The following is a 17,662-nucleotide window of genomic DNA, read 5'->3' as shown; positions in this document are numbered from 1 at the left end:
CAAACATTTTTGAGCATTTGGTTAAGGACATTCAACAATCTTTCTCTGAGCATTTTTGATACGATGGGTTAATGTGAATATTAATACAAACGCTAATGATGCGACCAGTAACATACTTACCATCAAGATATAACCATTAAAATTATCCATGATATAGCCGCCAACTAAGCTACCAATAGTAATTAAAATTAAAAACATGAATGTGATAAGTGCGGAACCTTTTTCAACTAATTCAGGAACATGAACGTGCATCCACATATTAATTGTCGCGGGTATCATACCTGCCGCCACCCCCCATAAAAACACAATCATTGCACTATTGAACCAACTAAAATGCCAAATAGATAAAGCTAAAAATGTGACTGATAATAAAAATGCACTAATTGCAAAATTGTAACGCACATTATATTTACCAACATAGCCTGCTAGTACATTACCCAGAAAACTAGCAATACCAAAAACCAGTAATAATGCAGAGATCTGCTCATCTAAAAAACTAATCGTTTCTTTAAAGAAAACAGTAAAATAGTTATATGCGGCAAAGTGAGCTAAAAATATTAATGAAAATATAATTAAACCTTTACGAGCAATAGGATGAGAAGGAAGTAATAATAATTCTTTCCATTGCATTGTCGATGATGGTTTTAATGAAGGTAGAGATAGATATTGCATAACAAAAGCTATCACACCAAGGATCACTAAAATAAAGTAGGGAGCTCTCCAGCCATATAAATTACCTAGCCAAGAACCTAACGGTACTCCAAACACAGTAACGAATGTGACAGCAGAAAAGAATATAGTTACAGAAGTCGTAACGGGCATATTTTTAGGAGCTAAACGTAAGACTAACCCAGCTGAGACTCCCCAAAATCCCCCCAAAGCAATACCTAGAATGAATCGTCCTAATAAAACAAGATAATAATTGGTTGCTAATGCTGTAATGGCATTAGCAACTATCATTAATACCACTAGAAATAGTAGGACTTGTCGTCTATCGAGTGTTTTGGCATAGATAGGCACGAGTAATGCAGATGCCATACCTGCGATAGATGTAACAGTCACGGTTAGGCCAGCGGTGCCTACAGAAATCTGAAAGTCATATGCGATATTATTGATGACACTTATGGCCAAAAATTCACCTGTCACAATAATAAAGCAAGCAAAAGTTGCAGATATTAGCGAAAGCCAGTTACCATTGTGTGTAGAAAGGTTAGGTATTGCCATGTGTTTACCTTATTAAGTTATTGTTGCTAGTTAATATATAATTCTATAGCGGTCACTATAGAATTGAGCTATTCTTAATGGAAACATGATGGCTGTCAATTTATTTTATAGTGATCACTATAAAATAAAACAGTGATATGAAATTAATTGTTGGAAAACAAGTATATGACTCAGACAAAACGCGGACGTCCAAAAGGCTTTGATCAGCAAGAAGCTTTAGCTAAGGCGATGTTACTGTTTTGGGAAAATGGTTATGTTGCCACCTCAATTAGTGATTTGACTAAATCACTAGGCATCACTGCGCCTAGTTTATATTGTGCTTTCGGTGATAAAGCTGCCTTATTTAATCAATGTATTGATTATTATTTAACCCATGAGGCATGTCCCATCCTTGCTATCATGAAGCAAGCGAAGACAGCTAAAGTTGCGATTGAATTATTAATGTATGATACAGCAAAAAGATTGGCGCAACCTGATAAACCCGCAGGTTGTATGCTTATCACTGCCACGATGAATGGTGCAAAACAAATCGAAGAAGTATCACAGAACGTACATGAAAAAAGACAAAATTATCAAGAAATTTTGCTGAAAAGATTGGAGCAGGGCATTGAAGAAGGTGATATTGCTCCAAATGCACCAATTCATGCAATTACTGATTTTTATATTACAGTGATCAACGGGTTAACAATACAAGCCTGTGATGGCGCGGATATTGATAAGCTTAATCAAGTGATCCTAAATGCGATCAAAGCATGGTCAATTTTTGATGTTGATATTAACTAGCAATATTAAGGAAATAAAATTAATACTATGATTGAACCTAAAATTCGTCTACTCGGAGTAGCTGATGTACAAGATTTTCGTAACATTCGCTTGTCAGCGTTGAAGAAATCTCCAGAGATGTTTGGTTCAATTTATGATTGTGAGGAAAAACAACCAATTCAATCTTTTGCAAAACGGTTGGATAGTTTTACAGCATTCGGTGCATACATAGACGAAAAGATTGTCGGTTTGTGTGTCTTTAAACAAGATGATGGCATTAAAGATGCTCACAAAGCTTATTTATCGAGTGTTTTTGTTGAGCCTGAATTTCGAGGGTTAGGTATAGCGGAAAAGCTATTACAGTCAGTGAAAAATTATGCTCTTAAGCATGTTGAGCAAATCATGCTCAGCGTAGTAGATGGAAATACCGCTGCTATCAACCTCTATGAAAAACATGGTTTCAAAATCTACGGTGTTGAACCTCGTGCGCTGAAAGAGGGCACGGAATATCGAGACGAAATATTGATGGCGTTAATCCTTCGCTAAGGCTTTTTGTATAAACCTAATATTGCAAAATTTGGGATCTACATTACACAGAAGTAAAAGCATCGTTAATTTGCCTTTAGTAATTAGTGCAAGCCATTATTGACTGTGCAATCCTAACCAATTGATTATATTGTTATTTTCATTTTTGGTATAAATCGTCCAGGGATTGACTCTGAAGGTGTATTGTACATCGTTATTGCGCCCATTTTTTTATAAAAATTTTCAGCATTAGGATCTGCATCAAGTACTAGCTCTTTTATGTTCATCTTTCGTGCATGTTCCACAGCTCGTTCATACAAGGTTTTGCCAATCCCTTGGCCAATAAAAGAGGGTGCGACAAATAGCTTTTCTAGTTCTCCTTGTCCTGCGTTATCATTCAATTTGAGTTGAACAAAACCACAATATTTTTCATTATTTCTTGCGACCAAAATTAAAGAGTTAACAAAATCGGCTTCTTTCAATGTGAGTTCATCACGGCACATCTCAATAAAGTCAGAACTGTATCCCCAGTATTGTTTAGATTCCAGAGCGATTGTTGTAAGTTCTTTTGCTTCAGAGGCATTAGCTATATTAATACTAATCGACATATTATTAAGTCCTTATTGGGGATCCACGCAGAATTGAATAATTTATTCTAAAGATTATCTCAATGCCTGAAGCGCAACAACAAATATAATAAGAAAGAAAAGGTCACGATGATGTGCATGTGGTGAAGATTGAAATCACATCACAAGATATTTGATAGAGGTTTGGTTTAAAATAAGTTGTTCGGTCAGTATCTGTTTTTTACCTATGCGTAAATGCTGTATCGAGTATCTCATTAAAATTCTCAACACGTATCTGAGTCAATAGGGCTTTGAAGCGGTAAATTATTGAAAGGACCCATCTTATGAAGTTATTGCATTCAATTTAACATAATATTCATTATGTGAACCTAGGTATGAAATGAAGGAATCCAGCGTTCTGGCTGGTTAATCGTGTTGGTTCGTTTATCGCTGAAATGGTCTTTTGTCTCCGACCGTCAAGCCACTGAACCGCTTTAATCTCGCTAAAAGCAAAACCCGTCAGACAGCGCGAAGCGTGTTACTTGCTACTCGATAAGTCCCCCCGTTTTATTGGCGGTTTAACTGATGGTTATCTTTGAAACGATTACTTGCCGCCTTACATGCCTGACGGCATAAAGAGTGATTAATTTGATTTAAGAATCAACGTTGTGTTACTATTTTGTACTATTTAAAACTACATAGGTTGTTGATATCAATGTCTAATATAATTTATTTAAAGCTGACGGGTGAAAAGCAAGGCTTAATCTCTAAAGGCTGTGGAACCGAAGATTCAATTGGGAATAAATTTCAGCTTAATCATAAGGATGAAATATTTATTCTTCAATACTCAGAATCAACATCACGTGTACAAAATATGACTCATCACCCTATTGATTTAATTAAGATAATTGATAAGTCTACACCTTTACTTTTAATTGCGAATTCAAATAATGAAAAGCTTAAATTAGAATTAAGTTTTTATAAAACTGCAACAAATGGCTCCATGGAAAAATACTTGGTCGTAAAAATCAATGAGGCTTATATAATTCATCGTAATATAAGAGTACCACATTCTATAAATAGTAATGATATGCAACCAGAAGAATCTTTTTCTATTATATACAGAGATATTACATATAGCCATATAACCGCAGGAACGTCTGGCTATAGTATCAATGACAATAATAATTTCTAAAAGAAAAAGGTTTTTGTCATTAAGTAATTAATTGTTCTTAATAAGATAAAAACCTTTATAAAAAATTATCTTTTTTTAATGTTAAGTTTATTACAAATAATAGTTTTAATGTAAAACAATCCAATAAACGACAGCAAAAATAAAATCAATGCGGTTCCTGCACTATCAACCCCAAAATCTTGAAGGAAAAGATATATTGACATTGATATGAAAACTGAAATCAATATATTTACCCACATAAAAATCTCCAAAAATATCAAACTTAGCATTGCTCTAACAAAATCGATCATGTTATTTACCTGCTACCATGGCGTTTTTAATTAGTTCATTAAAAGATAAATATAAATTATCCAAAACTAATTTACTATCACTAGAAGAAACCAATGTTAATATTTTGCTTAAAAGTGGCTCAGCAAAATAATATAACATATTAATGTTTTTTTCTCTTAACTTACTATAAATAACTGGATGTGTTCTATATAATTTCCTTGATGATATAGACATTTTTTCAATCATGCCGTATCCAGAAATAGCAAGGGTTGGAAGCCCTATAGAGCCTCTAATAACCGCTGCTTTAGATAGATTATTTAGAATAATAATTGCAATAAGATTTGATAATGTATATACCAAAGCATCTTTAACGAGGATTTTTGCAGCAAAGCGCTCTAATACGTTTTGAGGGCTCTCATAATTAAGGTATGGATTAATATTCGTGACACTATGAATAAAGCCTGACATTGAAAAGGAAAACTTATCTTTAAAATAATTTTTAAGTTGTTGAGCAATGGTTACATCATCAATTAAGCCATTCTCAACCAAAGCTTGTAGAATGACTTCTATCTTTTCATTGGATGAAATAGCAATTATAGAATCGAAAATGGTTGAAACTAAATCAAATATAACCTCATAATACTTGAATGGAGAAGATAAAACTCGATATAAAATGATAACTATTTGTAATTCCTCATCGTTCATTGTTTGCCTTAACGCGGTTCTTAGAGGAATTAAATTATGCTCAAAATAGCGAGCGTGAAATGGATTTAATTTAGAAGGATCCATTGAAAACTCTCGAAGTGATAACCGACTTACTCCTTGATAAATATCATTTGCAACGCTAGCTCCCAATTCAGCGGCATCATCGGTTAATTTCATCCATTGCTCAGAATTCTTAGAGCGGTATATCCAGCCCTCATCAAAATCATCCATCATGTGTATATTTCCCTTATTGATTATTTGTTATAGATTTTAACTAGTTGACAGTATAAATTTCACTTATGTAATATGCAATCAAAACCCCTATTAATTGCACTTACACTGAAAACATCTAACAATATCAATACAAAGCACAACCTTTCTAACTATTGGTAACATCAGCGACGGTAACGCATTCGTGCGTCCTCGCACCGCTGCGGGCGGCGCGAACGCGTCACCGCCGCCGATTATTTCAAGCGTCCAAATGGCTGCGTTTTCTCTTGATCCACATCTAACTGTAAGAAAATCAAAATATCCGATTTCGATTTCTCATCACTGGACGATTTCCACGATTTAGGTAAAAACGTTAAACCTGTTTCGGCTTCGCTGCTTTTGGTTTCAGCCAGACCGACCGCCCAAAACGATAATATCGCCTGAACGCACCCCAACGGAGATTGAAACCTCCCGTTTTAATAACGTCGGTGAATCATTCACGCCTGTGTCCGTTTTTACAAAGGTACTCAACTGCTGGCTTACGGTTAAATCGGTGATATCGCCGCGCACATTGGGCTGAATTTCAAAAATAACCCCTGAGTTTTTATAGCTGATTGACTGGTATTTTCCCCCGTTATTGTCAATCTGAATGCCGCCCAAAACGGGCACTTCGGAACCCACCGAAAATTGGGCTTTATTGCCTGATTGAACGCGCAAGCGTGGCGAACTGACCACATGAAAACGGCTATCTTGCCGAAACAGCTCGTATAACGCGTCGATGCGTGACCCTGTCACACGAATGTAATTATCAAACGAGCCGGTTAATGATCCGGTGGCGATTTGTACTTTTCCGTTAAGTAATTTTGCCGCCAATGCCAAGCCGGAGCCGTTATGCTCAGCGGTTTGTACCTCGAACACGTAAGCGGCCACAAAGACTTTACGAGTTTTCGTGTCTAACTGGGGCAATACTTGCTGTATTTTCGCAATATTGGCTTTTGTACCATAAAACACGAGCAGATCACCCGAACGACTGAAGGCATCGGATGCCGTGTGCGGTTTGATTTGGTCAGGACTAAAGCCGCTCCCTATCCCACTGCCCGCCGCTGAAAATTAGTTAAGTTTTTTTGCTTCTTCAATATAGAAGTCGATTAAACATTCATTACCTACTGATTGCCCTATGTGGTCAGAGCCCATAAATGTCAGAAAAAATTCGATCGGGCCATACGTTTTTTGTGACGTAAAATTCCTTACCAGTACAATTGCTATTTTTCTCATCCAATCGGGTAAGTGTGTGATTTTGATTTCACGACCAAGGGCTTGACCGGCTAAATGACTAATTTGATTAAGGCTGAGTATTTCTGGTCCTCCTACGGCAACATCGCTTTGTTTTTGTGCTATCAAACTTACGATAAAATTAGCAAGATCGCCACCGGAGATAGGATTAATTTTTACGTTACCATTACCGAAAAGGTAAATCCGTCCAGATGCAGCCATATTGAGAAAGTCCCCCATGTCACTGAAGTAACCGTTAGGACGGACAATCGTTGAATCAATCGATGAACGTTTAAGTTCATCAGCAAATCGCTCTTTGGCTTGAAAAATTTTAAGTTGTCGGTTTTTGTCACCGTCTATTGCGGAGATATAGATGAATTTCTTAACGCCTGAGCCTTCCGCTTCGTGTAATAAATTAGCATTACCTTGGTAATCTACATCCATATACGTTAAGCCGTCTTTCTGACGAGTGATACCGACAGCACTGATCACGACATCTATTCCATCCGCTATACAGTGTAAGGTTTCTGGCTTGGTAATCTGACCAACAAAAATTTCATCCGCAGCTGAAACCTGAATTTGCTGCTTGGCTGATCTGACCAATGCCCTTACCCAATATCCTTTCTGTTTCAATTCTGAAACAAGATGACGACCTAAATAACCTGTAGCCCCTGCGACCAATACTTTTTGCACACTATATCCTATGGTTAACCGTTTGTTCTAAGCCAATTTACGGCTTATATTTTAAAAGAAAAAGCTAAGCAGCTAATGGCGCTCGCTCGGCATAATGGGCTGTAATGTTTAACGGAAGTAACACCTATCAATGCTATTCATGCTTTGCAAATAACCTAAATCGTTGGAAGCAAATGCCATCATATACAAGAGTACCATCTGGTTGAAAGCCATAACGAGATACTGCTTTAGCTGCTCTGGATAGTGGTAATAAGATGGTTATGCTCTCCAGATTCATTTCATCAAATGCTCGGCGGATAATTTCTTTATAAATAGTTTTCCCCATTCCCCAATATTTAGGGTGAAGCACAAGCGCTAAGTCTGCATCGTCACCTTCTTTTTGAAGCCCTCCCCAACCTATAAATATCCCATCAATTACAAAGGCCCAAGGGCCATAACCATGGATATCCCATTGAGAGTCTTTATCTTTCGCCCAAGCTTGGCTTTTTTCAATGTCAAAATTAGGGCTACCTAGTGGCATATGTCTGAGAACCTCAGGGTGGTTATTTAATTCTGCGATATCACTCGGCGCTATATCAATCAGTCTTTTAAACTCTAATTGCATCTCTTTCCTTATTACGAAATTCTACCTAGTATGTTAATGATATTTTATAAGCAGTTACTTGCCTACCTTAACCTTATAAAGGTCATATTTAGGTTTATTCTGTTATCTAGATATTATCATATGAAATATGATGCGTTGTAATCCGCTAATTTTCACATTTTTATGAGGTTAAATATGCCGACTGTAGCAAAATTGGTGAAAGGTGTTGCATTATTTTCAGCATTTATTTCGTTGCAATCTGTTGCTAATGAGATCCAATCAATAAATAAAGAATTAAAACTAAATCAAGCAACGATATTTTTGCGAGGTGCGGAACTTAATAATAGCGCTGAGTTAGTGCTGCCTGCTGGCCAAAGCCAAATAACGCTAACAAATGTAGCTAGAAATGTAGATAAACAAAGTCTTTCTATGAGTTTTGCAACTGATGATATTGTCATTCGTTCAGTCAATCTACAACATGTTCCGACAAAACCATCGTATACTGCTGATATTACAGCACTAATACAGAAAATTAATGAAATAAAAAATCAAATCGCAGATATCAATATCAACGTAAAAGTTAATGATGAACAACTTGCATTACTTAAAGATCAGCGTTTTTTTTGGTGAATCTACAGCATTATCTTTAGAACAAATCTCATCAAAACTCGACTTTATTCGTAAACAAATGGCATCAATTCTCAGTGAGCAACGTGTACATGAACAAAACATACAAAAATTAACTGAGGAAGTGGAGCTATTACAAGCTCAGTTAGAAAGTAAAATACCAGCCAATGCAGATTCTCAAACCGAAATTGTACTGACCGTTGATACACCTAAAAGTATTACAACAAATATGCACGTTTCTTATATGACTCCTGATGCGGGCTGGTCACCATCGTATGATATAAGAGCAAAAGCGATTGATAAGCCATTATTATTAACCTATAAAGCAGATGTTATTCAAAATACAGGTATTAATTGGGAGCAAGTTAAATTATCACTTTCATCAACTAACCCTACTCGTAATATTATTCCCCCGGCTTTATCACCTTGGTATTTATCTGTTTATGATGAACAAATGGCAGATATATCCGGTGGAAGAATGATGATGGAAATGGCGCCATCAGCCCCTGCTCCAATCGCTAGAATGAGTGCTAAAAAGGTTAATTCAGGTATTGCAGATTATGTGGTTACGGACACGAATGGTTTAAATCTTAGTTATAATATTGAATTACCTTATAGCTTAAATAGCACACCACGCTCCCAATCTATCACGATCAAACAAGAAGATGTTGATGCTAAGTATCGCTACACAGCAACGCCAAAACTATCAGAAGAGGTTTATCTACAGGCTGAAGTTGATAATTGGCAAAATCTTAATTTGCTTAATGGCCCTGCAAATATCTATTTAATGAATAATTATATTGGTAGCTACCAAGTGATGACGGATCAACTGACTAAAACATTAGACGTACCTTTTGGGGTAGATAAAAACATCCAAATAAGCCGAGTAAATAATGAGCTATTACGCAAAAAACCGACGTTTATCGGCTCAATGATTGAACAAAAAGAAAGCTATATTATCAAAGTTAAGAATAATCGTAATAATGATATAAATCTTGTGGTCTATGATCAGTTACCAGTTAGCCAAGATAGTGAGATTAAAATTACCGATATGGAATATGAAAACGGTAACTTGGATAAAACTAACGGTAAAATTAAATGGGATCTCTTGCTGAAACCTAATCAACAAACTGAAATCCCTCTTAATTACACCCTTAAATATCCAAAAGAAAAGCATATTGTCGGGTTATGATCTGCAATTTGTAGAACGGTGCCGCTAGCGCTAGAATGACGTAATACTAATCGATAATAATTTGACAGGGGTAATGATGATTATTTTAGTAACAGGCGCAACATCAGGTTTTGGCGAATCAATAGCTCGTCGTTTTATACAAAATGGTGCGACCGTTATCGGCACGGGTCGGCGTTCTGAGCGCTTAGCTGCATTGCAAAAAGAATTAGGTGATAATTTTTATCCTTTAACTCTTGATGTGAGAGATAGACAAGCTATACAAACTGCGATCGCTGAGCTACCTGCTGGTTTAAAAAACATTGATGTCCTTGTCAATAATGCAGGCTTAGCACTAGGTATAGAGCCTGCATTCAATGCTAATCCTGATGATTGGGCAACTATGATTGATACGAATACTAAAGGCCTAGTCAATATGACCTATGAAGTTCTGCAAACGATGGTTGCGAACAATCATGGGCACATTATCAACATAGGTTCAACAGCTGCAAATTGGCCATATAAAGGTGGAAATGTTTATGGCGCAACAAAAGCATTTGTTAGACAATTCTCTTTAGGTTTACGGGCTGATCTGCAAGGTAAAAAAATACGAGTCACCGATATTGAGCCAGGCTTAGTCGGTGGAACTGAGTTTTCAAATGTCCGCCTTAAAGGTGATGATGATAAAGCCGCAAGTATTTATAAAGGTGCTGATGCATTAACACCGGATGATATTGCAGAAACTGTCTATTGGGTGGCCAACTTACCGGCTCGTATGAACGTAAATACACTTGAATTGATGCCTGTCTGTCAAACATTTGCTGGTTTGACGATCCATAAAGAAGGCTAATTTTTCGTACTTTTCTAAGGTATTTAAGTCAACTTTTATGGTTACATTGTTAGAATGGAACTAAAGTAAGGAACTAAAATGAACTCATCATCAAAGTTTATTAAACATGGTTTAGCAGCATTACTTCTCTGTTTACCTTTAATGGGCGCTCAAGCTGCGAGTGTCAACTGTACTGCTGGAAGTACGTGTGTAACTTCGGGTAACGTTGATAGTGTTTTGACAAAAGAACAAGCACGTCAAGAAAAAGAGCAATGGGATCAAACTCGTCAATTGCGTACAAAAGTTAACTCTCGTACCGAAAAAGAGTTCGATAAAATTGATGCTGCGTTTGATGCTAAAGATGCATGTGAAAAAAGCCTTAATTTAAATGCTTATTGGGAACCAAGTACTCAACGTTGTCTTGATGTCAATACTGGACGCCCTCTTGCTCGCCCATAACTCATTAATCAATTAAGGAGTTATTATGAAAATGAGATTGGTACTACCTGCATTAGTCGTTTTACTCGCGCCTGTATTCGCTCAGGCATCATGTGAAAGTGTGATTGAAGAAATTAAACAAAAAATTATTAATAATGGCGTGCCTGCTGATAATTTTAGTTTAGTTGCCGTCCCAAATGATGAAGCGGAACAGTCTCAAGGCCAAGTTGTTGGCCACTGTCAAAATGAAACGTATAAAATTATTTATACGCGTCATTGATAGCCAAAAGGGCACTAATTTCAGTGCCCTTGTCAATTTTGTTCGTCTTACTAAGCGTATTCACACATAAACTCTTTCAGTTTATTTTGATTCAAATACTGACTGAGCTCTTTTTCTTCTGGTCTTAACAAATAAGGGATTTCTCCAAGCAATGGGGCTTGTATATGTTGCTGTAGACGATTAATAATTTGTGCATAGTGGCCTAGCCCAGGGTTGATTCGATTGGCAATCCAGCCAACAAGCGGTAAACCATCAGCACGTATCGCATCAGCTGTTAATAAAGTATGATTAACACAACCATGTTGAATGCCAACAACGAGTATCACGCCAACTTTTTGGTCTTTTAGCCAATCCGTATAAAATGTATTGTCATCTAATAGATAACGCCAACCACCATTTCCTTCAATAACAACAGTATCACATTGGCTATTTAAATTGTCTAAACCTTGTTTTACCTTATTGAAGTCAATGAGGTTTTCTTGATTATAGTTATCTTTAATTTTAATGGGATTTACATCATCATAGGATACTAATTGTTGTGATGCGCCATGTATTAGCAATGCATCTTTATTCCGCATTCCTTCTGGAGTATCAATACATTTATCTGCGATAGGCTTATAACCTACCGCTTTAATTCCTTGACTATTAAGTGCCTGCAATATCGCTAATGTGGATACTGTCTTCCCGACATCTGTATCTGTCCCGGTAACAAATAGATTCATCATGGTTATTTTCTATCCTGAAGTGACAGACGACTGCATAATTCGCAGTGAAAAATGATATGGGACCAGTTTATGGGAAGAGAGAACTCTGAAGTTTGCGTTAGCTCAATTTTCTAGTTAATAACAATAATTTTATTAATAGTTATTAACCTTGTAGTAACTGAAGTAATAAAGAACCATCATAGAGCGCTTGTAAAATTAATGCTGTTTCACTGTCTTTCTTGGTAATTATAGAATTTTCTATCTGTAATTCATTACAATATAGGGGAATGGATTGAGAAATACAGTATTGGCGTAAAAGACAATTGAATTGATCTGAAATATTATTTAAAGGTGAATTGATTAAAATTAATTCGGTACCAAAGATATTGATTAATTGAGAAAGCTGGTTAGCAAGTATTTTAGCGACATACTTCAATACATATAAGCAATGGGGATCTTGATTTTCAACACCGTGACAAAAGTGATTAAATGAAATATCACGACTAGTCAGATTAGATAATGAGAGTTGTTCTTGTGACTGATTGAGTTTTGCTAAAATGGCGGGAATTGAGATGACACTTTCAAGGCACCCTGTTCTACCGCAATAACAGTTTTCATTGTGCCCCTCAATTTTCACATGACCAAAATGTATTGCACGGCGAGTACTACTGTCTAATGCAACACCATTATTGATGATGGCGGCACTAACAATCTCATCAATTTGTAAGTAGATAATATTTTTGGCTGTTCGTTTAGTATGCAATGAAAAATAATCTGTTAACGCTAATGCATTGACGTAAGGCTGTATATAAGTTGGCAATCCTGTTTTTTCAGTTAAAAAATTCCCAAGCGATAGATTTTCAATATCATAGCTCGCTAATTTATAAATGACCCCAGAGAACGGTTCAATTAAACCATCGAGAAGAATGCTAATTGCAGTCACACGTTCTAATTGCCGTGCATAGGTTGAAAAAAAATCACTAATTAATGTTGCAATGGTGCTTGAAAATTCATCATTACCTTTTACATTAAAAGGATAATCTTGCTCAATAATGGTTTGTGTATTGATCTGTTTAAGTGAAAGACTGATTGAGTTATGTTCAATACGTATTGATAAAAATTGCCACCCTTCGCTCTCTATCACTAAGCCAATTGCTGGACGCCCTCGTAAACCGAGTACAGGGAACTCAATCTCTTTCACTAAATGTGCATCAATTAATTCACGAGTAATTTTAGTGATACTGGCTGGTGCCAGTTGTGACTGCTTTGATAGGGCAATTCGGGAAATTGGTCCATATTGATCAATGACTCGGTAAACAATACCAGTATTTAATTGCTTTATTTGATCAATATGACCCGTTTGGTTTTCCATAATAAGCTGTTAGATCCTATTGTATAGCAGTAGATTGACTCATTAATCATCATCGTCCTTCAAGTTGCCTTGTTTTTAAGCGCCTAGCGACGTGCTTATCTGTCGCCTAGTTACAACTTGAATTATTTAGAGTATACATCAAGTTATGGCGAACTTAGCTATCTTCATTTGAATTTGTTTAACCAACAATATTTTTGATTAGCAGATCCGTCAATTTTTTAGCCGCTGCGGGTAATGCTCTACGTGTATTGTAGACTAACCATACTTCTGAAGCTGCCTCGATGTTAGAAAATTTGATATATCTAACGCCATCAATTTTCATACGAGTAAAGGATTCTGTAATAATTGAGATCCCCATTCCAGCTGAAATTAACCCCAAAATAGTCATCGCTTCCCCTGCTTCTTGGGAAATTTTGGGCGTGATCCCTGCTGATGTTAGTAAATGATGGATTTCGTCATACAAAGCAGTACCAACCTCTCTTTCGAAAAATACTAGGGGATAATCGGCTAATAGATGAATGTCGATGCCTGTTTTTTCATATTTTAACAATGGATGTCCTTCATAAACAGCCACCATAAAAGGTTCTTTAAAGAGCAATTGATAATCTAAATGTTCAGGCAAAGCCGTATTTCGCATAATACCGATATCAATCCGCCCAGTAAGTAACGGAGCCAACTGTTGTTTAGTATTCATCTGGTGCATATGAATCGCCACTTCCGGAAATGATTCACGATACTGGCGTAAGCTTGTTGTGACTTTATTCATAAAAGGCGTAGTTGAAGTAAAGCCTATTGATAGCTCCCCTAGCTCTCCCTTTTCCATCCTTGCGGCCTTAGTTGCCGCCGCATCAACTTGAGACAAAATTTGATAAGCCTCTTTAAGAAACATACTGCCTGCTGGCGTCAACGAAACGTTTCTATTATTCCGCTCTAGTAGTTTTGCGTTGATCTGCTCCTCAAGAGCTTGAATTTGCTGGCTTAACGGTGGTTGAGAAATATGCAACCGTTCAGCGGCTCGTCCAAAATGGAGTTCCTCAGCGACAGCAATAAAGTATCGTAAGTGTCTTAATTCAATGGCCATTTTCATTTGATATGTTTAAAGTATTATTTTTAATAATTAATATATTAGACAAAAAACTCTGAAGTTTCTATCTTTGATCAAAATCAATTGGATTGTTATGACAAGGAACATTATGGAACACTCAACAACAAATAGTCTGCCGACTGAAAATACTGCTAATGGAAAGCAAGATAATCCCACGCCTAAAAAACACTACATTCAACGTGATGACTCGCTGTACTTACGCGTAACGCTGTCATTTTTCACTGTTGGGTTAGCAACATTTGCGTTGCTTTACTTTGTACAACCAATTTTACCAATGCTGTCGGAAGATTTTAATGTGTCGCCAGCCACAGCGAGCCTCGCCCTCTCATTAAGCACAGGACTAATGGCATTAGGGTTATTGATCACAGGGCCAATATCGGATGCGATTGGTCGTAAAAATGTCATGGTAGTTGCATTAACCAGTGCGGCGTTATTTACTTTATTGAGTGCCTTCATGCAAAGTTGGCAAGGCATATTAATTGCGCGAGCTATGGTTGGCCTATCTTTAAGCGGCGTTGCCGCTGTAGCGATGACTTATTTAAGTGAAGAGATTCACCCTAGCTATGTTGCGCTATCTATGGGCTTATACATTAGTGGTAATTCAATTGGTGGCATGAGTGGTCGTTTGGTAACAGGTGTGATTGCTGATTTCTATTCTTGGCGTGTTGCCGTCATTTTATTAGGTAGCTTAGCGCTAATTGCAGCAATAGGTTTTTGGCGTTTACTACCACCGTCACAACATTTTCGCGCTAGCTCATTAAAACCTAAAAATTTATGGATCAACTTACGCCTTCATTTTAGGGATAAAGGGTTACCTTGGCTATTTATTGAAGGTTTTGTTTTAATGGGCGGTTTTGTCACTATGTATAACTATATCGGTTATCGTTTATTGGAAGCCCCCTATCATTTTAGCCAAGCGACAGTAGGTTTATTATCTATTATATATTTAACAGGAACTTACAGTGCATCTAAATCAGGTAGCCTCACGCACAAATTTGGTTTAGCAAAAGTACTACTTTCTGCACTGGCACTGATGCTTATTGGTATTTTGTTAACATTATTCTCAGAGTTTTGGATTATTTTATTAGGTATGACAATATTGACCACAGGCTTCTTTGCTGCTCATTCAGTTGCAAGTAGTTGGGTTGGCCATAGAGCGAAACGAGCAAGAGGCCAAGCTTCATCTCTTTATTTATTCAGTTATTACGCGGGTTCGAGTATTGCTGGCACAGTAGGCGGAGTATTTTGGTTGAAATTTGGATGGTCAGGTGTTGCCTTATTTATTGCTGCCTTATTGCTTGTTGGTATGTTGATTGGTTATAAATTGAAAGTTAGTTGTTAACAAAATAATTAATTTTTAATGCATTTGATTTGTTAATACCTATCAAACGATGAAATTTATTTATAGCGTTTGATTAAGAGAACATGTTGTCTTCAATCTTAACGAGGACAACATATGAAAAACTTTTTTCTACTCTCTGTTTTATTTTGCTTTTCTACCACTGTTTTTGCCCATGGCTATGTTGAGAACCCAGAAAGCCGCGCCTATTTATGCAAACTGAAAAAAAATACGAGTTGTGGCGCTGTAGAATATGAACCTCAATCTCTAGAAGGTCCTAAAGGTTTCCCACAAAATGGACCTAAAGATGGTGAAATTGCCAGTGCGGGTATTCAGCGATTTGATGCATTGAATGCGCAAACCCCTTCACGATGGATAAAAAACACGATTACTCACCCTCAATTAACATTTAAGTGGTATCTAACGGCTAGGCATGCAACTAAAAAATGGGAATACTTTATTACTAAGCCTAACTGGAACCCTTCCCAATTATTAGCTCGTGATCAACTTGTTTTAACCCCATTTTGTGAATATAACGAACCAACTCATCCACAAACGATAGTAACTCATAATTGTAAGTTACCGGTAGAAAATAAAGGCTATCATGTGATATTAGCTGTTTGGAGTATTGCTGATACGGCGAATGCATTCTATCAAGTTATTGATGTAGATATTAAATAATCATTCAGGGGAAAAGAACTCCCCTAATTGCTGGTTAAATTATTATTATGCACGGTGTTTAATATTTGCTATTCTATTTTCAAGAACTAATGAATGTTGTAACTAAATGGACATCTGTGATATGAACAAAGCTAAATATGACCTTCTTGATAACTTCAAACAGTTGGAAAGTAGAATATCTGAATTCAGTCAACAGCTGTCGCAATTAACTGACTTTACAGCCGTTGTATTTCGTTTACCCGACATAATGAAAGGCGATGAAAACAAAGAAATTAGTGAAATTAATGTTGAGAAATTTACCGGTTTATCCGCCATTAGACAGGCTATAGACCATTTTAACCTATTATTTCTTCAAGATAAATCAGAATCGACGAGCAATAAGTCTGCTATTCGCTTACCTGGTGCAATATGTGTCAGTACCCCCTATTCTACTTTTCGTTTACTTCAGTCTCAATTAGATGAAATTAATCAGTTAAAAAAACAAATTAAACATATCGTTACGAAAAAATCAGGAATTGATGAATCACAACGCTTTGAATTTGTTCATGATAGTTTACATGGCCTATTGACTCTCAATACCTATCGAACACTAACCTATCTTGTTGATGTTGATACTGTTAGATTTGGCTGGGCCAATAAAAAGGTTATCAATAAAGTCACTAAAGAACAGATTCTAAATAAGTTACAGGATTCATTAGAGAGTAAACGTTCACCATTAGGAATGACCCGTGAACATTGGCAAAGCCAAATAGAACAAGAAATACTTCTGATCAAAAGTTTAAGCGATAACGCGGTTTTAAAAACACAGCGTCCAGTGAAAGTACAACCTATTGCTCGAGTTTGGGACAGCGCACAGCAAAAACAAACGCAATTAGCCTGTGCGAACCCATTGATTGTGTTTGCGGTTGATAAATCTTATGAAGAGATAGTGCTAGGCGATCTGCCTGATTATCGAGCGACGAATATTGCTTTACGCAATCGACCTCGTTCAAAGCCTGTTGAATTGCTGCTCCCGCGTCTCAACTTATATGTGGAAATATGATGTGATGAATGGCTAATATAATTAATCATATAAAGCACCTGCCGCGCTGCGAGCAAGTGCTTTTCATTACCA

At 36.7% G+C, this 17,662-nt stretch carries 20 protein-coding genes; 11 read left to right on the top strand and 9 right to left on the bottom strand.

The window, feature by feature from the left end; translation table 11 throughout:
* Positions 1-21: 21 nt before the first annotated feature.
* Positions 22-1,224, bottom strand: coding sequence for an MFS transporter (locus tag SC428_RS01590; protein WP_318705698.1), 1,203 nt, complete (start codon positions 1,222-1,224; stop codon positions 22-24).
* Between the two features lie 165 nt (positions 1,225-1,389).
* Between SC428_RS01590 and SC428_RS01585 the strand changes: the two genes are divergently transcribed.
* Positions 1,390-2,007 carry a TetR/AcrR family transcriptional regulator gene (locus SC428_RS01585; RefSeq protein ID WP_070928033.1) on the top strand — a complete coding sequence of 206 codons (618 nt, stop codon included), beginning with the start codon at positions 1,390-1,392 and terminating at the stop codon, positions 2,005-2,007.
* Between the two features lie 27 nt (positions 2,008-2,034).
* Positions 2,035-2,532 carry a GNAT family N-acetyltransferase gene (locus SC428_RS01580; protein WP_318705695.1) on the top strand — a complete coding sequence of 166 codons (498 nt, stop codon included), beginning with the start codon at positions 2,035-2,037 and terminating at the stop codon, positions 2,530-2,532.
* 125 nt (positions 2,533-2,657) lie between these two features.
* Here SC428_RS01580 and SC428_RS01575 read toward each other — a convergent pair whose 3' ends face one another.
* Positions 2,658-3,119, bottom strand: a complete 462-nt coding sequence (locus SC428_RS01575) for a GNAT family N-acetyltransferase (protein ID WP_318705693.1) — start codon at positions 3,117-3,119, stop codon at positions 2,658-2,660.
* A gap of 673 nt (positions 3,120-3,792) precedes the next feature.
* Between SC428_RS01575 and SC428_RS01570 the strand changes: the two genes are divergently transcribed.
* A complete protein-coding gene (locus tag SC428_RS01570) occupies positions 3,793-4,272 on the top strand; it encodes an Hcp family type VI secretion system effector (RefSeq protein WP_318705691.1) in 480 nt (159 codons plus the stop codon).
* 291 nt (positions 4,273-4,563) lie between these two features.
* Here the strand turns inward: SC428_RS01570 and SC428_RS01565 are convergent, their stop codons facing one another.
* The 4 genes from SC428_RS01565 to SC428_RS01550 form a co-directional block, all read right to left on the bottom strand.
* Entirely contained in the window at positions 4,564-5,481 is a 918-nt protein-coding gene (locus tag SC428_RS01565; protein ID WP_318705689.1) for a hypothetical protein, read from the bottom strand.
* 381 nt (positions 5,482-5,862) lie between these two features.
* On the bottom strand, positions 5,863-6,468 hold the full coding sequence (locus SC428_RS01560) for a hypothetical protein (RefSeq protein WP_318705687.1): 606 nt from the start codon (positions 6,466-6,468) through the stop codon (positions 5,863-5,865).
* Between the two features lie 99 nt (positions 6,469-6,567).
* Positions 6,568-7,422 carry an SDR family oxidoreductase gene (locus tag SC428_RS01555; protein WP_318705685.1) on the bottom strand — a complete coding sequence of 285 codons (855 nt, stop codon included), beginning with the start codon at positions 7,420-7,422 and terminating at the stop codon, positions 6,568-6,570.
* Between the two features lie 133 nt (positions 7,423-7,555).
* Positions 7,556-8,026: a GNAT family N-acetyltransferase gene (locus SC428_RS01550; protein WP_070928047.1), complete on the bottom strand. Its 471-nt coding sequence runs from the start codon at positions 8,024-8,026 to the stop codon at positions 7,556-7,558.
* A 174-nt stretch (positions 8,027-8,200) separates the two neighbouring features.
* Here SC428_RS01550 and SC428_RS01545 point away from each other — a divergent pair, with 174 nt between their 5' ends.
* The 5 genes from SC428_RS01545 (at position 8,201) to SC428_RS01525 (ending at position 11,347) form a co-directional block, all read left to right on the top strand.
* A complete protein-coding gene (locus tag SC428_RS01545) occupies positions 8,201-8,635 on the top strand; it encodes a DUF4140 domain-containing protein (RefSeq protein WP_318705684.1) in 435 nt (144 codons plus the stop codon).
* Positions 8,592-9,824 (top strand): DUF4139 domain-containing protein, encoded by a 1,233-nt coding sequence (locus SC428_RS01540; protein WP_318705683.1) that lies wholly within the window; start codon positions 8,592-8,594, stop codon positions 9,822-9,824. Before SC428_RS01545 ends, SC428_RS01540 begins: the two co-directional genes overlap by 44 nt.
* 76 nt (positions 9,825-9,900) lie before the next feature.
* Positions 9,901-10,650, top strand: a complete 750-nt coding sequence (gene ydfG, locus SC428_RS01535) for a bifunctional NADP-dependent 3-hydroxy acid dehydrogenase/3-hydroxypropionate dehydrogenase YdfG (protein WP_283125151.1) — start codon at positions 9,901-9,903, stop codon at positions 10,648-10,650.
* Between the two features lie 78 nt (positions 10,651-10,728).
* On the top strand, positions 10,729-11,088 hold the full coding sequence (locus SC428_RS01530; RefSeq protein ID WP_070928053.1) for a DUF1283 family protein: 360 nt from the start codon (positions 10,729-10,731) through the stop codon (positions 11,086-11,088).
* A gap of 25 nt (positions 11,089-11,113) precedes the next feature.
* Positions 11,114-11,347 (top strand): DUF1161 domain-containing protein, encoded by a 234-nt coding sequence (locus SC428_RS01525; RefSeq protein ID WP_070928056.1) that lies wholly within the window; start codon positions 11,114-11,116, stop codon positions 11,345-11,347.
* A gap of 50 nt (positions 11,348-11,397) precedes the next feature.
* On the opposite strand, the gene bioD is transcribed toward SC428_RS01525, so the two are convergent.
* From bioD to SC428_RS01510, 3 genes are all read right to left on the bottom strand, one after another.
* Complete coding sequence (bioD, locus tag SC428_RS01520; RefSeq protein WP_070928058.1) at positions 11,398-12,072, bottom strand: dethiobiotin synthase; 675 nt, start codon at positions 12,070-12,072, stop codon at positions 11,398-11,400.
* A 142-nt stretch (positions 12,073-12,214) separates the two neighbouring features.
* A complete protein-coding gene (locus SC428_RS01515; protein ID WP_070928060.1) occupies positions 12,215-13,423 on the bottom strand; it encodes an ROK family protein in 1,209 nt (402 codons plus the stop codon).
* Positions 13,424-13,601: 178 nt separating this feature from the next.
* On the bottom strand, positions 13,602-14,504 hold the full coding sequence (locus SC428_RS01510; RefSeq protein ID WP_070928062.1) for a LysR family transcriptional regulator: 903 nt from the start codon (positions 14,502-14,504) through the stop codon (positions 13,602-13,604).
* Positions 14,505-14,616: 112 nt separating this feature from the next.
* Here SC428_RS01510 and SC428_RS01505 point away from each other — a divergent pair, with 112 nt between their 5' ends.
* The 3 genes from SC428_RS01505 (at position 14,617) to tus (ending at position 17,590) form a co-directional block, all read left to right on the top strand.
* Positions 14,617-15,870 carry an MFS transporter gene (locus SC428_RS01505; RefSeq protein ID WP_140187593.1) on the top strand — a complete coding sequence of 418 codons (1,254 nt, stop codon included), beginning with the start codon at positions 14,617-14,619 and terminating at the stop codon, positions 15,868-15,870.
* A 114-nt stretch (positions 15,871-15,984) separates the two neighbouring features.
* The gene (locus SC428_RS01500) at positions 15,985-16,548 is read left to right on the top strand and encodes a lytic polysaccharide monooxygenase (protein WP_283125154.1); all 564 of its coding nucleotides are present in this window, start codon (positions 15,985-15,987) and stop codon (positions 16,546-16,548) included.
* A 121-nt stretch (positions 16,549-16,669) separates the two neighbouring features.
* The gene (gene tus, locus SC428_RS01495) at positions 16,670-17,590 is read left to right on the top strand and encodes a DNA replication terminus site-binding protein (RefSeq protein ID WP_318705674.1); all 921 of its coding nucleotides are present in this window, start codon (positions 16,670-16,672) and stop codon (positions 17,588-17,590) included.
* Positions 17,591-17,662: the final 72 nt, after the last annotated feature.

This window comes from Providencia sp. 2023EL-00965 (genome assembly GCF_033550225.1).
GTDB classification, from domain to species: domain Bacteria; phylum Pseudomonadota; class Gammaproteobacteria; order Enterobacterales; family Enterobacteriaceae; genus Providencia; species Providencia manganoxydans.
Note: the sequence above shows the minus strand (reverse complement) of the source record. Positions and strands in the feature narration are given on the sequence as shown.

Excerpts from the sequence above, each read along its gene's own strand:
- SC428_RS01590 (WP_318705698.1), bottom strand. The coding sequence starts at position 1,224 with ATGGCAATACCTAACCTTTCTACACACAATGGTAACTGGCTTTCGCTA.
- SC428_RS01585 (WP_070928033.1), top strand. The coding sequence starts at position 1,390 with ATGACTCAGACAAAACGCGGACGTCCAAAAGGCTTTGATCAGCAAGAA.
- SC428_RS01580 (WP_318705695.1), top strand. The coding sequence starts at position 2,035 with ATGATTGAACCTAAAATTCGTCTACTCGGAGTAGCTGATGTACAAGAT.
- SC428_RS01575 (WP_318705693.1), bottom strand. The coding sequence starts at position 3,119 with ATGTCGATTAGTATTAATATAGCTAATGCCTCTGAAGCAAAAGAACTT.
- SC428_RS01570 (WP_318705691.1), top strand. The coding sequence starts at position 3,793 with ATGTCTAATATAATTTATTTAAAGCTGACGGGTGAAAAGCAAGGCTTA.
- SC428_RS01565 (WP_318705689.1), bottom strand. The coding sequence starts at position 5,481 with ATGATGGATGATTTTGATGAGGGCTGGATATACCGCTCTAAGAATTCT.
- SC428_RS01550 (WP_070928047.1), bottom strand. The coding sequence starts at position 8,026 with ATGCAATTAGAGTTTAAAAGACTGATTGATATAGCGCCGAGTGATATC.
- SC428_RS01545 (WP_318705684.1), top strand. The coding sequence starts at position 8,201 with ATGCCGACTGTAGCAAAATTGGTGAAAGGTGTTGCATTATTTTCAGCA.
- SC428_RS01540 (WP_318705683.1), top strand. The coding sequence starts at position 8,592 with ATGAACAACTTGCATTACTTAAAGATCAGCGTTTTTTTTGGTGAATCT.
- ydfG (WP_283125151.1), top strand. The coding sequence starts at position 9,901 with ATGATTATTTTAGTAACAGGCGCAACATCAGGTTTTGGCGAATCAATA.
- SC428_RS01530 (WP_070928053.1), top strand. The coding sequence starts at position 10,729 with ATGAACTCATCATCAAAGTTTATTAAACATGGTTTAGCAGCATTACTT.
- SC428_RS01525 (WP_070928056.1), top strand. The coding sequence starts at position 11,114 with ATGAAAATGAGATTGGTACTACCTGCATTAGTCGTTTTACTCGCGCCT.
- bioD (WP_070928058.1), bottom strand. The coding sequence starts at position 12,072 with ATGATGAATCTATTTGTTACCGGGACAGATACAGATGTCGGGAAGACA.
- SC428_RS01515 (WP_070928060.1), bottom strand. The coding sequence starts at position 13,423 with ATGGAAAACCAAACGGGTCATATTGATCAAATAAAGCAATTAAATACT.
- SC428_RS01510 (WP_070928062.1), bottom strand. The coding sequence starts at position 14,504 with ATGGCCATTGAATTAAGACACTTACGATACTTTATTGCTGTCGCTGAG.
- SC428_RS01505 (WP_140187593.1), top strand. The coding sequence starts at position 14,617 with ATGGAACACTCAACAACAAATAGTCTGCCGACTGAAAATACTGCTAAT.
- SC428_RS01500 (WP_283125154.1), top strand. The coding sequence starts at position 15,985 with ATGAAAAACTTTTTTCTACTCTCTGTTTTATTTTGCTTTTCTACCACT.
- tus (WP_318705674.1), top strand. The coding sequence starts at position 16,670 with ATGAACAAAGCTAAATATGACCTTCTTGATAACTTCAAACAGTTGGAA.